General features: G+C 67.8%; 14 protein-coding genes. 10 read left to right on the plus strand and 4 right to left on the minus strand.

All coding sequences use genetic code 11. The annotated features are described in order from the left end of the window. Window positions 1–320: 320 nt before the first annotated feature. From Q0672_RS15765 to Q0672_RS15795, 7 genes are all read left to right on the plus strand, one after another. Window positions 321–1,154 (plus strand): DUF6502 family protein, encoded by an 834-nt coding sequence (locus Q0672_RS15765; protein ID WP_298623693.1) that lies wholly within the window; start codon window positions 321–323, stop codon window positions 1,152–1,154. Continuing rightward, window positions 1,151–2,344 (plus strand): DUF5666 domain-containing protein, encoded by a 1,194-nt coding sequence (locus Q0672_RS15770; RefSeq protein WP_298623696.1) that lies wholly within the window; start codon window positions 1,151–1,153, stop codon window positions 2,342–2,344. Before Q0672_RS15765 ends, Q0672_RS15770 begins: the two co-directional genes overlap by 4 nt. Window positions 2,345–2,494: 150 nt before the next feature. Continuing rightward, window positions 2,495–3,724, plus strand: a complete 1,230-nt coding sequence (locus Q0672_RS15775) for a cytochrome c (protein ID WP_298623698.1) — start codon at window positions 2,495–2,497, stop codon at window positions 3,722–3,724. A gap of 15 nt (window positions 3,725–3,739) precedes the next feature. Next, on the plus strand, window positions 3,740–5,146 hold the full coding sequence (locus Q0672_RS15780) for an FAD/NAD(P)-binding oxidoreductase (RefSeq protein WP_298623701.1): 1,407 nt from the start codon (window positions 3,740–3,742) through the stop codon (window positions 5,144–5,146). Window positions 5,147–5,264: 118 nt separating this feature from the next. Continuing rightward, window positions 5,265–5,474 (plus strand): hypothetical protein, encoded by a 210-nt coding sequence (locus Q0672_RS15785; RefSeq protein ID WP_298623703.1) that lies wholly within the window; start codon window positions 5,265–5,267, stop codon window positions 5,472–5,474. A gap of 303 nt (window positions 5,475–5,777) precedes the next feature. Further along, window positions 5,778–7,217 (plus strand): cytochrome c oxidase accessory protein CcoG, encoded by a 1,440-nt coding sequence (gene ccoG / locus Q0672_RS15790; RefSeq protein ID WP_298623705.1) that lies wholly within the window; start codon window positions 5,778–5,780, stop codon window positions 7,215–7,217. 201 nt (window positions 7,218–7,418) lie between these two features. Continuing rightward, window positions 7,419–7,559, plus strand: coding sequence for a DUF3149 domain-containing protein (locus Q0672_RS15795; protein ID WP_298623707.1), 141 nt, complete (start codon window positions 7,419–7,421; stop codon window positions 7,557–7,559). 110 nt (window positions 7,560–7,669) lie between these two features. Here the strand turns inward: Q0672_RS15795 and Q0672_RS15800 are convergent, their stop codons facing one another. The 4 genes from Q0672_RS15800 to Q0672_RS15815 all read right to left on the minus strand — a co-directional run bounded on the left by Q0672_RS15800 (window position 7,670) and on the right by Q0672_RS15815 (window position 13,306). Then, window positions 7,670–9,871, minus strand: coding sequence for a PAS domain S-box protein (locus Q0672_RS15800; RefSeq protein ID WP_298623709.1), 2,202 nt, complete (start codon window positions 9,869–9,871; stop codon window positions 7,670–7,672). Further along, a complete protein-coding gene (locus Q0672_RS15805) occupies window positions 9,864–11,024 on the minus strand; it encodes an FIST N-terminal domain-containing protein (protein WP_298623711.1) in 1,161 nt (386 codons plus the stop codon). The genes Q0672_RS15800 and Q0672_RS15805 overlap by 8 nt, the downstream gene beginning before the upstream one ends. Before the next feature lie 102 nt (window positions 11,025–11,126). Further along, window positions 11,127–12,338 carry a benzoate/H(+) symporter BenE family transporter gene (locus Q0672_RS15810; protein WP_298623713.1) on the minus strand — a complete coding sequence of 404 codons (1,212 nt, stop codon included), beginning with the start codon at window positions 12,336–12,338 and terminating at the stop codon, window positions 11,127–11,129. Next, complete coding sequence (locus Q0672_RS15815; RefSeq protein ID WP_298623715.1) at window positions 12,335–13,306, minus strand: aldo/keto reductase; 972 nt, start codon at window positions 13,304–13,306, stop codon at window positions 12,335–12,337. Before Q0672_RS15815 ends, Q0672_RS15810 begins: the two co-directional genes overlap by 4 nt. A gap of 114 nt (window positions 13,307–13,420) precedes the next feature. Here Q0672_RS15815 and Q0672_RS15820 point away from each other — a divergent pair, with 114 nt between their 5' ends. The 3 genes from Q0672_RS15820 (at window position 13,421) to sfsA (ending at window position 16,209) form a co-directional block, all read left to right on the plus strand. Then, window positions 13,421–14,317: a LysR family transcriptional regulator gene (locus tag Q0672_RS15820; protein WP_298623717.1), complete on the plus strand. Its 897-nt coding sequence runs from the start codon at window positions 13,421–13,423 to the stop codon at window positions 14,315–14,317. A gap of 117 nt (window positions 14,318–14,434) precedes the next feature. After that, entirely contained in the window at window positions 14,435–15,370 is a 936-nt protein-coding gene (locus tag Q0672_RS15825) for an AEC family transporter (protein ID WP_298623719.1), read from the plus strand. A gap of 134 nt (window positions 15,371–15,504) precedes the next feature. Continuing rightward, entirely contained in the window at window positions 15,505–16,209 is a 705-nt protein-coding gene (gene sfsA / locus Q0672_RS15830) for a DNA/RNA nuclease SfsA (protein WP_298623722.1), read from the plus strand. Window positions 16,210–16,849: the final 640 nt, after the last annotated feature.

Here is a 16,849-nt window from a genome sequence, read left to right on the forward strand (position 1 = left end):
TGCCCACGCTGGCTCCACCCTCCGGCAGCGCTTCCTCCCCGGCACGTTTCTGAGTGCTGCTTCCCGTGCCGCTGTTTTCGCCGAGCCGAACAGATCCCCCCCGCACGCAAACACGTCGCAGAGGCGTTCCATCGTCTACGTGTGCCTTCGCGCAGGGGCCCGATTTATCATGAGAATGCGTCGTATTAACGATCTTGAGTATTAGTGGATACTAAATCTTGAAATGTGCATCTTGCACATTTAGAATGGGATTCAGTCATGTTGTTCAAAGTTCAACGATGAGCACGCCACCGCAGACTTCCTCGGCGGGTGAATTGCCGATGGATCCAGCCCTCGCTGATGCACTGCGAGCCTTGCTGGCGCCGATCGCGCAGCTCGCGTTGGCGCGCGGCCTGCCGTGTGGCGCATTGGAAGAGATGTTGAAGGAGGCGTTTGTGGATGAAGCATTGCGTGCCCAGCCCGGCCTCTCACCTGCACGAGCGGTGAGTCGCATCAGTGTGGCCACGGGGCTGAACCGGCGTGAGGTGACGCGGCTCACCCGGCGCGAGACCGCCGCCCGTCAGGTGCGTCCGTCCCTGGCCAGCGAAGTGTTTGCCCGCTGGATGACGGACCCCTCGTTCTGCGACGAGTCCGGCTCGCCGCGCATTCTTCCGCGCGTGAGCTCGACGCCCGGTGCGCTCAGCTTCGAGGCGCTTGCGCAGGCGGTCACGCGGGATGTCCATCCGCGCAGCTTTCTTGAAGAGATGTGCCGCCTGGGGGTTGCCGAGTTCGATGCAGAGGCAGACACCGTCCGCCTCGTGCGCAATGCCTTCGTACCGAGCGGCGAGCAGGCACCGATGCTGGGCTTCCTTGGCGATAACGTTGGCGACCATCTCTCCGCGTCCGTCGCCAACGTGCTGGCGGAAGGCGAGCCACCCCATTTCGAACAGGCCGTTTTTGCCGACGAGCTCTCGGTCCAGTCCGAGCAGGCGGTGCGCCAGTTCGTGCTTGCCCAATGGAAACAACTCATGCGCGAAGCGGTGCCCTTGCTCGAAGGTTTGATCGAGGAAGATGCCGAAGCGGGTCGCGCCCAGGACAGAAGGGTCCGGATCGGGCTCTACAGCTACGCCGCAGACATGCGGCCGCCCCAGAAACAGGAGGAGTCGGAGAAATGAGAACACTGTTGCATCGACTGGCCGTGGGCTTGCCGCTTGCTGCCGCCCTGTCAGTGCTCCTTTCCGCATGCGGCGGCGGGGGTGGAGGCGACATCGCCGGCGTGGGAACGGGCGGGACCGGTACGATCTCAAGCACGGTCAGCGTCGGCCCGATCTCGGGCTTCGGTTCGATCATCGTCGCGGGCGTGCGCTTCGACGACACGAGGGCGACCGTCACCGATGAAGACGGCGCCGTGCGCAGCCGGGACGACCTCAAGCTGGGCATGGTCACCGCGATCTCCGGCACGGCCGATTTCACCGCGCTGACCGGCGTTGCGACCGGCATCCGCTTTGGCAGCGACGTGCTCGGGCCCGTCACCAGCATCGACGTGACCAACGCGCGGCTGGTGGTGCTGGGTGCAACGGTCAGCGTCAAGGCCACCACGGTGTTCGCCGATGGCCTGGGTGGGCTCGCGGCCCTGCGCCCGGGTGATCTGGTCGAGGTGTATGGCTTCTACAACGCGGCCAGCGGCAGCTATACCGCGACGCGCATCGAGCGCAAGACCAGCGCGACCCGCTACACCCTGCGCGGGCCGGTCGAGTTGCTCGACAGCGCCAACCAGCGCTTCACTCTGGCCGGCGTGACCATCGACTACGCGAGCGTTCCGCTGGCTGCGCGGCCGAGCCTGGCCAACGGCGTGATCGTGCGGGCTTCGGCCAGCGGCGGGTTGTCCGGCGGAGTCTGGCGGGTTGAATCCTTGGGCAGTGCGCCGCGGGCGTCGCTTGCCGACGGCGAGGCCAAGATCGAGGGTGACATCGGGACGATGCTCTCTGCGACGCGCTTCGTGGTGGATGGCGTGACCGTGGATGCCGCCAGCGCCGCGATCAGCGGCACCCTGGCTGTTGGTCGGCGGGTGGAGGCGGAAGGCCGGGCCAGCGGCGGGGTGCTCGTCGCCAAGGAGGTCGAGGTGAGCGACGAAGACGCGACGAGCGACGAGGCCTTCGAGATCACCGCGCTCATCACCGACTTTGATCCGCCAAGCTTGCGCTTCCGGTTGCGAGGCCAGCTGATCGACGCCAGTCGCGCCGGCGTGATCTACGAAAGCGGCACCGCAGCCAATCTTGCCAATGGTCGAAAGATCGAACTCAAGGGCTACTTCGACGCGCCAAGCGGCGCGGTGATCGCCCGGAAGATCCACTTCGAGGACTAGCGCCTCATCCCCCACGCCGCTGCGCCCGGTGCGCGGCGCAGCGGCGCCCCCTGACATTTCCACAGCCCATCCGGGCATGACTGGACCGGACACCCCACGCGGAGTCAGGCGACTGGTCACGTCCATTTCACGAGGAAGAAAGGAGTCACCATGAACCCAGCTCTCCCTGCCCGCCGGCCCACACGGTCGCGAATCCTGAGTTGCAGCCTTGCCCTTGCCCTCGCCGCCTGCGGTGGAGGCGGTGGCGGTGGCAGCAGCACCACGTCCGCCAACCCGGCGTCGACCAGCCTGTCCGGCACGGCGGTCGACGGTTACCTCAAGGGGGCCACCGTCTTCCTGGACGTGAACGGCAACGGCAGCATCGACACCGGCGAGCCCAGCGCCCTGACCGACGATGCCGGCCGCTACGTGCTCGATACCTCCGGCGTCGGCGCGTCGATCAGCGGTCTGCGGGTCATCGCCACGGGCGGCATCGACACGGACACCGGCTACGCCTTCACCGGCAAGCTCGCGGCCCGCGCCGACAGCGCGACGACCGGCCAGCTGATCTCGCCGCTCACCAGCCTCGTCGATGCGCTCGTCGCGCAGGGCATGACGGCCGATGCGGCGCGGGCCAGGGTCGCCGAGGTGCTCGGGCTGAGCGTCGCGGATCTCGCCAGCGATCCGGTCGCCGCCATCGCCAGCCAGCCGGTGATCTACACCCGCCAGGTGGCGCTGCAACGGGCCGTCCAGCTCGTCGCCTCGGCGGATGTGCAGGGGAGCGAATCGGCCCACGACGCCCAGGAGCGCATCTACCGCGCCCTGGCCCAGGTCGTCGCTGCCCAGAACGCCCCCACCACGGTCGGCGAGCTCGTCGCCAAGGTGAGCGCCAGCCAGAGCGCAGCCGGCCGGGAGCTGGCCGACGCCATCGAGAGCGCGGTGGATGTGGCGCTGCGCAGCCCCGGCGGCCACACCAGCGCCAAGGCGACGCTGCAGGCGATGGATCAGGTGCGCAACGAGATGGAGAACGGGCAGGACTACAACCTCGCCCAGGCCGCCAGCCGGCTGGATTCGCTCAAGCAGGTGGCCGCCTACCGCAAGCTCACCGACAAATCCAACAAGGCGGGTCAGTCGGAAGCGGTCAATACCGTCACGCGTACCAGCGGCAGCACGACCGCCCTCACCCAGCCCGCCAACACCAAGGGCCGGCTGCTCGCGTCGAACTGCTTCCAGTGCCACGGCACGGGGGGCGTCGGCGGCTTCGACAAGATCAGGGGTGGTGATGCCGGCGAGGTGAAGGAATTCCTCGGCAAGCCCGCCCGCGGCGGGATCATGGCCGCCCACGCCCAGGGCTACACCAGCGCCCAGCTCGATCTGATCATCGCCTACCTCAAGCAGTAAGGACAGGAGACCGACATGCCCAACGATTTCATCCCTTCCCGCCGCCGCCTGGTGATGCTGGCCAGTGCCGCACTGGGTACGAGCCTGCTGGGCGGCATCGGCCGCCTCGCCTTTGCCGACGCCGATGAAGACAGCAGCGACAACCACTTCGAAGACAGCGCCAACACCAGCTTCACCCTCGCCAACACCGGCCTTGTGGCCCGCGTGGTGGTGGTCGGCGGTGGCATGGCCGGCGCCACCGTCGCCAAGTACCTGCGCCTGTGGGGCGGCAGCGGCGTGCAGGTCACGCTGGTCGAGCCCAACCCGCGCTACACCTCCAACATCATGAGCAACCTGGTGCTGAGCGGCTCCCGCAACATCTCGACCCTGGGCTACACCTACGCCAGCCTCGCGGCCAAGTACGGCGTGACCGTCAAGCAGGCCCGGGTCAGCGCCATCAACGCCGCAGCAAAAGCGGTGACGCTTTCGGATGGCACCAGCCTGCCTTACGACCGTCTGGTGCTCGCCCCCGGCGTCGAGTTCATGGACGCCTACGGCCTCACCCAGAACGACTACGCCACCACCACGCCCCACGCCTGGCAGGCCGGCCCGCAGACCACCCTGCTCGCCACCCAGCTGGCCGGCATGAGCAACGGCACCTTCGTGATGACGATCCCCAAGGCGCCCTACCGCTGTCCCCCGGGGCCCTACGAGCGGGCGTGTCTGATCGCCGACTACCTGAAGACCTACCGCGGCAGTGCATCCCGCGTGATCGTGCTGGACGAGAACACCACGATCCAGGCCGAGAAGGAGACCTTCAACCACGCCTTCACCTCGACCCACGCCGGCGTGATCACCTACGTGCCGGGTGCGACGGACATCCGCATCGACCCCGCCACCCGGCAGGTCCGCTATCTGGATGTGGTCGGCGCGCCGCAGACGATCAACGCGCAGGTCGTCGCGCCGATCCCGCCCCATCGCGCCACGGGCTCCGCGCCCGGCGGCTGGCTCGCGGTTGCTGGCCTCAACAACAGCGCCGACGGACGCTGGTGCGTGGTGGATGTGCTGAGCTACGAATCGACCGCGGTCGCCGGCATCCACATCATCGGTGACGCAGCCAGCTGCGGCATGCCCAAGGCGGGGCACGTCGCCAACCAGGAAGCCAAGATCTGCGCCGACGCCATCGTCCGCCTGCTCGGCGGCCAGCAGCCGGACCCGGCACCGGTGGCCAACTCGGCCTGCTACTCGCCGATCACCGGCAACACCGCGTCGTGGCTGACGGCGGTCTACCAGTACGACAGCGCAAGCCGCAAGATGGTGGTCGCTGCCAACGGCGGCAACACGGTCGGTGCCTCGGCCATCGAATCGGCAACCATCAGCAACGACAACTTCCGCCAGATGACCACCTGGTTCAACACCCTGATGGGCGACAGCTTCGGCTGATCCGGCGCCCTCGCGGGCCGCAAATCAATGGGCTGGATCGAAAGGTCCGGCCCATTCTTGTTTGCGCCGACGCAGCGCCCCGCCCGTGGGTGGCTTCTCCCCCGGCGTCCGGGTTTGAGTGCTGCGCGAAGCCAGTGCGACGGCCCTGCTCGAAAAGGCGGTTGACGCGACGAATGCGGTGCTTCGTAATGCCTACTTCGACAAAACCATCGGGCGGCTGGCGGTCGTCGTGTCCGGCCTGGCAGACTTGTGCGCCGCCGGCACCGACACAGGTCACCGGTCCGCTACTGCCAAGCTGTGCCACATCTCTGCCAACAGGCTGCCATAATCCCCTGCCTGGCGGAGCCTGGTCGTGACTGCCACGAGCAAGTGACTGATCCAGAAAGAAATCCGGCTCTGCCGTTGCCTGGCACGAATGTTGATTCAGGGTTGTTGATCATCCGCCACGAACGGGATCGCCGCTTGTGCATCAAACCCTGATGCCAGCCCGTCCGGACCGTGGCGAACCCGATGTTGTGCCGTTGCGTATGGCGACTGGAGTCGTGAAGTTGAACAAAGCCCGGTGCGTGATTCCCGGGGCGGGTTCAGGGCGTTTTCGAGTCAGACATTCAAACACTTTTGCATTGCCATCATGAATCAGCCAGAAAACCTAGCTCAAAAGAAGTCCGACGCGTCGGCCAAGGCCGCTAGCGAGGCGGAGGACACCCTGTATGCGGTAAGGCAGAAGGTCTATCCCCGGGCGGTGACCGGCCGCTTTGCAACCTGGCGGTGGATTCTCGTGTGGGCCACCCAGCTGATCTTCTACGGCCTGTGCTGGCTGCCGTGGAACGGCCGGCAGGCCGTGCTGCTCGACGTGGTCGAGCGCAAGTTCTACATCTTCGGCTGGGTGTTCTGGCCCCAGGACGTGTTCTTCCTGGCGATCCTGCTCATCATCAGCGCGTATTCGTTGTTCTTCTTCACCGCGGTGGCGGGGCGGCTGTGGTGCGGCTACGCCTGTCCGCAAACGGTCTACACCGAGATCTTCATGTGGATCGAGGAGAAGATCGAAGGCAACCGCAGCCAGCGCATGAAGCTCGACCAGGCGCCCATGAGCGCCCGCAAGCTGGGCATCAAGGCCGCCAAGTTTGGCGCCTGGGGCGCGCTGTCCCTCTGGACGGGCTTCACCCTGGTGGGCTACTTCACCCCGATCAAGGAACTCGTCAATGAGGCGATGACCTTCAGCTTCGGCCCGTGGGAGCTCTTCTGGATCTTCTTCTACGGTGGCTTCACCTACCTGTTCGCCGGCGTGATGCGCGAGCAGGTGTGCAAATACATGTGCCCGTATGCCCGCTTCCAGGGCGTGATGTTCGACCCTGACACCCTGGTCATCACCTACGACCCGGAACGCGGCGAACCCCGCGGTGCGCGCAAGAAGGGCGCCGACCCCAAGACCCTGAACAAGGGCGACTGCGTCGATTGCGGGATCTGCGTGCAGGTGTGCCCGACCGGCATCGACATCCGCAACGGCATGCAGTACGAGTGCATCGGCTGCGCCGCCTGTATCGATGCCTGCGACCAGGTGATGGAAAAGATGGATTACCCGAAGGGGCTGATCCGCTACACCACCGAAAACGCCATGAAGCGCCACTGGGGCAGCAAGGAGATCCTCGGCCACGTGATGCGCCCGCGGATCATGATCTACGCCGGGGTGCTGGTGGCGATCTGCGTTGCCTTCGCCTACGGCCTCGCCACGCGCTCCACGCTGCGGGTCGATGTGATCAAGGACCGCTCGACCCTCAGCCGCGAGGTGGACGACGGCATGATCGCCAACGTCTACAACCTGCACGTGATGAACATGACCGAGAAGTCCCGCAGCTTCGCCCTGTCGGTGAGCGGCCTGGACGGCGTCCGGATCAGCCCCGACAAGCCCTTCGAGGTCGATGCGGCCGGGCTCAAGTCGGTTACCGTCGAGGTGGCGGTTCCGCCCGAGTCGGGCAAGCCGGGTTCCAACACGGTCTATATTGAAGTGAAGGCGATGGACGATCCGACGGTGTCGGTCCGCGAGAAGACGGCCTTCCTGTTGCCTCGTTAAGCAGTTGATTCAAACGGGGGGCTGCCCGGCCCCCCGAACAATAAGCCCCGGTCCCGGGCATCCTCTTCTGCGCATCGGGCTGCGCAGCACGGAGAGGCGCCTGGCAGTCAGTGACCACAGGGGCAGTGCACTCCCCCACAGAGACGGTGATTCGGACAGCTTTTGCGAATCCACACTTCAACGATTGAAAGGGAGAGCACCATGGCCTGGAAAGAATTGTTCAGTACCGATATCGGCCTGCTGAGTATGTTCACGATCGGTTTTGTCGTCGTGATGGCGGGCTATCTGTATAACTACGCCAAGCGTCACATCGCCGAGGACGAGCGGCGTTCTCACGGCTAGGATGGCGCCATCCGACAGCCGGGGCGCGGCTTTCGCAGGGCCGCGCGCATCACCCCGGCATCGCGCTGCCCAGTGGGCCACCTTACCGGTGGCCCTTTTCATTTGGGCGGTTAGCGCCGGCGCAGGCAGCGCAGGATGTGCCGGCCGAGGGCGTCGGGGGTGACCGGCTTCGCCACCGGGCCGGAGAGGCCGGCATCGTGGCAGCGGAGCTGCTCGTTGGCGGCCGGGCCGCTGCTCATGGCGAGGATCGGCACGTCGGCCATGCCCGGCAGGCGGCGCAGAGCCTGGGCGATGCCCACGCCGTCCTCGGTGCCGAGATCCAGCGCCAGCAGCACCAGCCCGCAGGGCCGGGCGCGGGCCAGCGTCAGGGCCTCGTCGGCGCTGCCGGCCAGGTCGTGGCTCATGCCTGCATCCTCTAGGGCGAAGCACGCGAAATCCCGGTTGACCGGGTCCTGATCGACCACCAGCACGTGCAGGCCACCGAAGTGCTGCTGAAGTAGGGCCAGCGGGTCGTCATCGTCGTCCGGGATGTCGGCCGGGGCGAGTGGCTCGTCGGTGCGGTCGGTGCGCTTGAGCCTGGCGGTCAGCCAGAAGGTGCTGCCGTTGCCGGGTTCGCTGTGCATGCCGGCGTCGCCGCCCATCAGCCGGGCGAGGCGCTTGACCATGATGAGCCCGAGCCCGGTGCCGCCGAACTTGCGGGTGATCGAGCCGTCGGCCTGCACGAAAGGCTGGAACAGGCGGGCCTGCTGCTCGGGCTCCACGCCGATGCCCTGGTCGCTCACCTCGATGCGCAGCAGCAGGCTGAAGCCGTCTTCCTCGGCGAGCCCGGCCTGCACGCTGACGGTGCCGCGCTCGGAGAACTTGATCGCGTTATCCACCAGGTTGCGCAGGATCTGGCCGAGGCGCCGGGCGTCGCCCAGCAGCGCGTCGGGCAGGCCCGGCGGCAGCTGGTGTTCCAGCGCCAGCCCCTTGCGGCGGGCTTCGGCCTCGAAGCCGCCGAGGGTTTCGCCGAGCACGCCGCGCAGGGAGAACGGCGCTTCTTCGAGGGTGAGGGTGTCGGCCTCGATGCGGGCGATGTCCAGCACGTCGTCGATGATCCCCAGCAGCTGCCGGGCCGACTGGAGGTTCTTGCCGAGCTGGTTGGCGAGGGTCGGGTCTGTGGTGCGGCGCAGGGCGAGGTTGGTCATGCCCATGATGCCGTTGAGGGGCGTGCGCAGTTCGTGGCTCATGTTGGCCAGGAACATGCTCTTGGCGCGGCTGGCGGCCTCGGCGGCGTCGCGGGCGGCGGCCAGCTCGGTGGTGCGGTTGAACACCAGCGCCTCCAGGTGATGGCGGTGGCCTTCCAGCTCGTCGAGCATGGCCTTGCGCTCGGTCACGTCGAAGAAGGCCCAGATGGATTCGTCGCTGCCCGGGTAGAGCAGTTCGCCGTCCAGCCGGTACCAGCCGACGCTGCCGTCCTTGCGCATCAGCTGCACCTCGGTGCGGAAGGTCTGGCCGGCCCGCATGGTGCCGTAGGCTTCCTGGGCGAGGTTTTCGTAGGCTTTCTGGTCGGGGTAGATGAGGCGGGTCGAGCGGCCGAGGAGTTCGGCCTCGGTGTAGCCGAGCATCCGCCGGAAGGCTTCGTTGGCCCACACGAAGCGGCGCGCCTTGAGCTTCACGAAGCCGACGATGTTGCTGTTCAGGATGGCCTGCTGCTCGCGCATCAGCTGCTTGATCCGCCGGCTGTCGCGCACCCGGTCGCTCACGTCCTGGACGAGGCCGATCAGCGAGCGGTGCGAGCCGGTGGTCATCACGCTGCCGAGCACCTCGATGTAGATCACGCTGCCGTCCTTGCGCAGGCCGCGGGCAAGCTGGCCAACGCCGGCGCTGTCGCTGTTCAGCTGGCGCGCCATGGCTTCGGCCACCTGGGCCCGGTCCTCGGCGATGACGAGCGCTGCGGGCGAGCGACCGACCAGCTCGCCGGCGGCGTAGCCGAACACCGCATCGAAGCGCTCGTTGGTGTAGGTGATGCGGCCGTCCTCGACGGTGACGATGCCGATCATCGACTGGTTGGCGAGGCTGCGGAAGCGTTCTTCCGAGGCCCGCAGGGCGTGGGTCATGCGCTCGTTGTCGCGCAGGGCGGCCTGCAGTTCGGCGGTGCGCAGGTTGACCTGGTCTTCGAGCAGGATCGCGGTCTGGAACAGGCTGAAGTCGGAATGTTGGAGGCCGCTGCTGCGTTCGGCGTTCTCCATCAGCGCGTCGATGATCTTCTGGAGGCGGATGTTCTCGGCCTTCAGGGCGGCGATTTCGGCGGTCTGGTCGCGGTCAGCCACGTTTCACCTCCGGGCCCGCGGCGCCGATGGCGATCGCCGCCAGGGTCTGGTTGAGATGCACGCCGCGGAACTGCTCGCCGTAGGTGTTGAAGCCGATGATGTTGCTGCCCTGCAGCGCCGCGGTGATCGCGTCCCGGTCGGCGCTTTGCAGGATCTCCACCCGGCGCAGCACGCAGTCGCAGCCGAGCACGAGCTGCGGCGGGCCGATCTCGCCACGCACCCGCGCCAGGGCGCCCTGCAGGTTGGCGTGGAGGTCGAGGCTGCGCCCGACCCGCAGGATCAGGCCATTCTCGATGGCGCAGAAGAAGGTCAGGCTGCCGTCGGGGTTGGCCTTCCGGATGGAGCGGATGTAGCTGGCGCCGCCAATGATGACCATCACCGGCGAGCCGGCGAAGTGTTCGGGGGTGAGCGCGGCCTGCGCAACGCCGAGGATGCGGGCAAATTCCTGGGCCGCCGGGAGCCCGTTGATCTCGCGCACGACGCGCCGGGCCGGATCGGCTGAGGTCACCACCAGGCGCTCGTCGGTGGGTTCGAAGTGATGGGTGTCGAACAGCCGGAAGGGCAGCGACGTGGCCACCAGGGTGAGCACCGCGGCGTCGTTGTGGAACTGTCCGTCGGCATAGACCAGCGTCCGGCCGAGCTCCGAGCCGTCGGCCGCCGAGCCGCCCACCAGCGGCGTCACGCCCAGGGCGCTCTGGATGGCGCGGGTGACCGCCTCCTCGCGGACCGACAGCCCGTCGATCAACAGCAGCGCGAAGCGGTTTGCCGCCGACTTGCTGCCGGTGGCCGCGTCGAGCTGGCCCTGCAGATGACGGGCGAGCGCCTGGCCGGCGGCGGCGTCGAAATCCTGCAGCCCGGTGATGCAGCCTGATGCGGCGGTGAAATCGCGGGCCCCGAAGCTCACCCCGGCGAGGCTGTGCTCGAGATAGCCGCCGGGGCCGATCTCGCCCGCCGACGTGCACCCGACCACCTGCACCCCGGCAAAGCAGCGGCGCATCTCGTCGGCAATCGCGTCCAGGTCGTAGCTGCTGGCGCAGAAGAACACCACCAGCGCCATGTCGTCCTGGACCACGCCCGCGTGAAACGCGCGCACCGCCTCGCGGGCATCTTCCACCCGGGTCTGCGCCCGGCGGATGCGGCTTGCTTCGTCCATCCTGATTCCTTGAAGGGTGACTTCCCTCCCCTGGGAAGCCGGTCCCTCCATCTACGGCGCTGGCCACTCAAAAGTGAATGCCGGCGACGCATATTGGATGAACTATTTTGTGGCGGCCGCCGGCTTCACCCGATGCAGCACGAAATACGCCGCGATGCCGATCACCACGCCCCAGAAGGCCGAGCCGAGCCCCAGGAAACTCATGCCCGAGGCGGTGGCGAGAAAGGTGATGACCGAGGCTTCCCGGTGGTCTTCCTGGGTGATGGTGCCCATCAGGTTCGCGGTGATCGCGCCGATCAGCGCGAGGCCCGCCAGCACCGCCACGAACTCCTTCGGCAGCAGGGTGAATAGCGACACGATGGTGGCGCCGCAGAAGCCGCCGATCAGGTAGAACGCCCCGTTGGCGATGCCCGCCACGTAGCGCTTCGAGGGGTCTTCGTGGGCGTCCTTGCCGGTGCACAGGGCGGCGGTGATCGCCGCGATCACGATGGTGATGCCGCCGAAGAAGGCCACGATCACCGAGGCGATGCTGGTGGCGGCGAGGATCGGCCGGGCCGGCGTCGGATAGCCCGAGCCATGCAGGATCGCCATTCCCGGCAGGAACTGGCCGGTGAGGCTCACCAGGATCAGCGGCAGCGCAAAGCTGAGGGTGGCGCTCCAGGTGAATTCCGGCGCGATGAACTGGGGCGTGGCGAGCGACAGCTTCACGCCAGACAGATCCGCCCCGCCGATGCCCACCGCCAGCCCGATGCCCACCAGCAGCACCAGCACCATGCAGTAGCGCGGCACGAAGCGCTTGAGCAGCAGATAGGCCGCCACCATCCCGAAGGTGAGCAGCGGCATCGAGCCCGCCGCCTTGAAGGCGTTGGCGCCAAACTGGAACAGGATGCCGGCCATCATCCCCGCCGCCACGCCCTTGGGCACGTGGCGCAGCAGGCGGTCGAAGGTGCCGGTGATGCCGATCACGAACAACACCGCGGCGGTGACGAGGTAAGCCCCCACCGCCTCGTTCAGCGACAGCCCCGGAAACAGGGTGACCAGCAGCGCAGTGCCCGGCGCCGACCACGCCGTGACCACCGGCACCTTCAGCACCCACGACAGAAAGATGCCCGAGATCGCCGCTCCGATGGAGATGCCCCACACCCACGACGAGATCATCTCCGGCGCCACGCCGGCGGACTGGGCCGCCTGGAAGAAGATGATCAGCGGGCCCGAATACGAGATCAGCACCGCCAGAAAGCCGGCGGCCACCGCCGGGATCGACAGGTCGCGGAGGAGCCCGGCCGGCGCGGCAGAGGTGGCAGCGGTGTTCATTCGTGGCCTGCGACGGGGCGGGGGCGGTAGGGCGCCTCGAGCAGCGCGACTTCATCCGCGCTGAGCTCGAGCTGGATGCCGGCGACGGCGTCCGGCAGGTGATGGGCCTTGGAAGCGCCGATCAGCGGGGCGGTGATGCCCGGCCGGCTGGCGGCCCAGGCGATCGCCACCTGCGCGGCCGGTACGCCGCGGGCCTCGGCCACCTGCTGCACGGCGCCCACGATGGCGTCTTCCATCGCCTGCTGGTTGTACCAGCCGTGGGCCAGGTTGTCGGTCTCGTCGCGCCTGGTGCCGCTGCCGCGGCTGCCGGCCAGGAGCCCGCGGGCCAGGGGCGACCACGGGGTGACGGCGATGCCCTGGTCGCGGCACAGGGGCAGCATCTCGCGCTCTTCCTCGCGGTAGGCCAGGTTGTAGTGGTTCTGCATCGACACGAAGCGCGCCAGGCCGTGGGCCCGCTGGTGGGCCAGCAGCTGCATGAACTGCCACGCAAACATTGACGAGGCGCCGATGTAGCGGGCGCGGCCCGAGCGCACCACGGTGTCCAGCGCCTCCAGCGTCTCCTCGATGGGCGTGTGGGGGTCGAAGCGGTGGATGATGTAGAGATCCAGGTAATCCGTGCCCAGGCGCCGCAGCGAAGCGTCGATGCTCGCCAGGATGTGCTTGCGCGACAGGCCGCGGTCGTTGGGCTTGTCGCTCATCGGGTAGAACACCTTGGTGGCCAGCACCACGTCGTCGCGGCGGGTGTATTCGCGGATCGCCCGGCCGAGGATCGCCTCGCTCTCGCCCCGCGAATACATGTCGGCGGTGTCGAAGAAGTTGATGCCCAGGTCGAGCGCCTGACGGATGAAGGGCCGGCTGGCGGCCTCGTCGAGCACCCACGGGCGCCAGTCGGGCGTGCCGTAGGTCATGCAGCCCAGGCACAGGCGGGAGACCTTCAGGCCGGTCGAGCCGAAACGCACGTATTCCATGGTGTATGGCCTTGTCTTGCAGGATGTCGGCTGGATTATGGGTGGTGCTCCGGCATTGATAAATGCGCCGTAAACAGCAACACTGTTTTTGTTTCGCAAACAATCGGAGCCCCGATGGACCGCTTCCAGGCCATGCAGCTGTTCACCCGCATCGTCGAGCTGGGCAGCTTCAGCCGCGCCGCCGAAAAGCTCGACCTGCCCCGCGCCTCTGCCACCCAGATCATCAAGCAGCTCGAGGCCCACCTGGGTGTGCGCCTGCTCCAGCGCACCACCCGCCAGGTGCGCACCACGCTGGATGGCGACGCCTACTACGCCCGCTGCCTCGCCATCCTGGCCGACGTGGAGGACGTGGAGGCCGCCTTCTCCCAGGCCGCCCATCACCCCCAGGGGCGGCTCCGGGTGGATGCCTCCACCTCTTTCGGGCGGCTGGTGCTGATCCCCGCGCTGCCCGATTTCTGCGCCCGCTACCCCGAGGTGTCGGTGGAGCTCTCCCTCACCGACCGCCAGATCGACCTGATCGGCGAAGGCGTCGATTGCGTGCTGCGCATCGGCGAGCTGCGCGACTCGTCGCTGGTGGCCCGGCGCCTCACCGCGCTGCCCCAGGTGTGCTGCGCCAGCGCCGCCTACATCGCCCGCCACGGCCAGCCGGCCCGCCCGGCCGATCTCGAGCGCTTCGAGGCGGTGGATTACCTTTCGGCCTCCACCGGCAAGTCGGTGCCCTTCGAGTTCCTGATCGACGGCCGGCTCGAGAGCCGCAGCCTGCGCTCGCGGCTGGCCGTCAATAACGGCGACGCCTACGTGGCCGCCTGCGAGGCCGGCTTCGGGCTCATCCAGGTGCCGCGCTACCACGTGGTGCGGCAGCTCGCCGCCGGCGCGATGGTCGAGGTGCTGCAGGCCTATCAGCCGCCGCCGCTGCCCCTGTCGGCGGTATACCCGCAAAACCGCCACCTCTCGCCGCGGCTGCGGGTGTTCGTCGACTGGCTGGCCGAGATGTGCGCCGCGCTGCCCTGAACCGCCCTCGGAGCGGCACTGTTGGGCGCCGCTGAACAGTGATGTTCGGCAGCCCGATTTATCCCCCGGGGGCGAACACCTACAATCCCGCCCTGCGCCCCCTCCGTCGAGACCACCTTGCTGACCATCCTGGGCATCACCGGCCCGATCTTCCTCATCATCGGCGTGGGCTTCGCGGCCGTGCGCTTCGGCCTCCTCACCCGCGCCGAGATGCGCCCGCTGGGCGTCTTCGTCATCAACGTGGCCCTGCCGGCACTGCTCTTCAAGGCCATGTCGGCCCGGGCGCTGGGCGATCTGGTCGATGGCCACCTGCTCCTCATCTACACCCTCGGCTCGCTGTTGGCGGCGGGCATCGCCCTGGGCGCGGCCTGCCTCCTGCGCGGGCGCAGCCTGCAGACCGGCGCGGTGCAGGCCCTGGGGGCGTCCATGTCCAACAGCGCCTTCATCGGCTACCCCATCGCCCAGCAGGTGATGGGCCCGCTGGCGGGCAGCGCGCTGGCGGTGTATGCGCTGGTCGAGGGGCTGGTGATGATGCCGCTGCTCCTCACCCTGGCCGAGGTGGCCGGCAGCGGCAAGCAGCGCTGGACGGCGGTGCTCAAGGAGATCCTGCGCCGCCTCACCCGCAACCCCTTCATCCTGGCGATGGGCGCCGGCGTGCTGTGGACGCTGGTCGGCGTGCCCCTGCCGCTGCCGGTGGCCAAGGCGGTGGACATGCTCTCCACCGCATCCGCCCCGGTGGCGCTGTTCTGCATCGGCGGCACCCTGGCCGGGCTCAACGTGCGCGGCATGCTCGGCGACATCTCGCTGATCGTCGCCGGCAAGCTGCTGATCCACCCCCTGTGCCTGTTCGCGCTGCTCACCCTCTCGCCCGGCAACAAACCCCAGCTCGCCACCGCCGCCATCCTCAACGCCGGCATGCCGATGCTGTCGATCTACCCGCTGCTCAGCCAGAAGTTCGGCCAGGAAGGCGTCAGCGCCGCCGCCCTGGTGGCCGCCACCACGGCGTCGTTCTTCACGGTGAGCGGGTTGCTGTGGATGTTGGGAGGGGGGTAGTGGGGAGTGGGTAGTGGGGAGTGGGAAGTGGGAAGTGGGAATTAGGGCCGGGCTGATACCCTGTGCGCTGCCGGTCGCCAGCGCAAAAGCGTCGATCCTGACCCCCACTCCCCATTACCTATTACCCACTACCCATGCTTTTCCCCACCCCTCTGCTCGAAGGCCGCCTCGTCCGGCGTTACCAGCGTTTCCTCGCCGACGTGGAGACGGCCGACGGTCTCGTCACCGCCCACTGCCCCAACACCGGCTCCATGCAGGGCTGCAAGGACGCCGGGATGCGGGTGTGGCTGTCGCCGGCCGACAACCCGGCGCGCAAGCTGCGCTGGACGTGGGAGCTGGTCGAGACGGCCCCCGGCGTGATCGTCGGCGTGCACACCGGGCGCAGCAACGGCCTGGTGCGCGAAGCCATCGAGGCCGGCACGGTGCCCGAACTCACCGGCTATCCCACCATCCGCCCCGAGCAGAAATACGGCGAAGGCAGCCGCATCGACCTGCTGCTCCAGGCCCCCGGCCGGCCCGACTGTTACGTGGAGGTCAAGAACGTCACCGCCGCCGTCGAGGGCGGCGTGGGCTACTTCCCGGATGCCGTCACCACCCGCGGCGCCAAACACCTGCGCGAGATGTCCGCAATGGTCGCCGCCGGCAGCCGGGCGGTGCTGGTCTTCTGTGTGCAGCGCGGCGACGTCACCGAAGTCCGCCCCGCCGACCCCATCGACCCCGCCTACGGCCAGGCCCTGCGCGACGCGCTGGCCGCCGGCGTCGAGGTCATCGCCCTGGGCGCGACCGTCTCGCCCGAAGGCATCACGCTGGAGCGTCGGCTGGCGGTGGTGGTGCCGTAGGGCACGCACCCGTCGTTCGGATTGCCGTGATGTCGGACTGAAGTCCGACCTACAGGATGGGATTGGTGGTTGGCCGTAAGGCACGAACCTGTAGGTCGGATTTCAGCTCGGCAAGCGGTGGCCAGTTCAACCGGTGCTGTCGGCCTGAAGTCTGACGTACAGGGTCGGATTGGTGGTTGGCGGTGCCGTAAGGCACGAACCTGTAGGTCGGACTTCAGTCCGACAACCCCTGCCCGATCAACCCGCGCGGGCTGCTTCCCCCGCAAAGCCCCGTCCTCCCCCCGCGAGGCTCCGGGCCTTGCCCTCCGTTGCCATTCACCTTGCGTTCGAGGCTTTTTGGTCCGGAGGGCGGGCTTTCCGCTCGGGGCGCAAGGTTATCTGCCTTGCCCGCGAAGCAAGAAGCCTCGCGGTCCGAAGTCCGGAGCTTTGCTCGCGCAGCGTTGAGCGGCGGCCGCAAGGCTTTTCAGCGGGGGCGCAAAGCAGATGACCGTGGGGGCAAGGGGGCGGGCGTTGCGGGAAGGGCTTTCGGCCTTGGCGGCGAAGCGCCGGGCTGGGCGGGAGGACAAAAAAACACCGCACGCCATTTGTAGTGGTCTAATTTCCACGGACACCTCGATAGGTGGATCATTCACCGTTCGAG

This window comes from uncultured Zoogloea sp. (assembly GCF_937894855.1).
GTDB lineage: Bacteria > Pseudomonadota > Gammaproteobacteria > Burkholderiales > Rhodocyclaceae > Zoogloea > Zoogloea oryzae.

Bases quoted from the DNA above. Each gene is read 5' to 3' on its own strand.
- Q0672_RS15765 (WP_298623693.1), top strand. From the start codon at position 321: ATGGATCCAGCCCTCGCTGATGCACTGCGAGCCTTGCTGGCGCCGATC.
- Q0672_RS15770 (WP_298623696.1), top strand. From the start codon at position 1,151: ATGAGAACACTGTTGCATCGACTGGCCGTGGGCTTGCCGCTTGCTGCC.
- Q0672_RS15775 (WP_298623698.1), top strand. From the start codon at position 2,495: ATGAACCCAGCTCTCCCTGCCCGCCGGCCCACACGGTCGCGAATCCTG.
- Q0672_RS15780 (WP_298623701.1), top strand. From the start codon at position 3,740: ATGCCCAACGATTTCATCCCTTCCCGCCGCCGCCTGGTGATGCTGGCC.
- ccoG (WP_298623705.1), top strand. From the start codon at position 5,778: ATGAATCAGCCAGAAAACCTAGCTCAAAAGAAGTCCGACGCGTCGGCC.
- Q0672_RS15795 (WP_298623707.1), top strand. From the start codon at position 7,419: ATGGCCTGGAAAGAATTGTTCAGTACCGATATCGGCCTGCTGAGTATG.
- Q0672_RS15805 (WP_298623711.1), bottom strand. From the start codon at position 11,024: ATGGACGAAGCAAGCCGCATCCGCCGGGCGCAGACCCGGGTGGAAGAT.
- Q0672_RS15810 (WP_298623713.1), bottom strand. From the start codon at position 12,338: ATGAACACCGCTGCCACCTCTGCCGCGCCGGCCGGGCTCCTCCGCGAC.
- Q0672_RS15815 (WP_298623715.1), bottom strand. From the start codon at position 13,306: ATGGAATACGTGCGTTTCGGCTCGACCGGCCTGAAGGTCTCCCGCCTG.
- Q0672_RS15820 (WP_298623717.1), top strand. From the start codon at position 13,421: ATGGACCGCTTCCAGGCCATGCAGCTGTTCACCCGCATCGTCGAGCTG.
- sfsA (WP_298623722.1), top strand. From the start codon at position 15,505: ATGCTTTTCCCCACCCCTCTGCTCGAAGGCCGCCTCGTCCGGCGTTAC.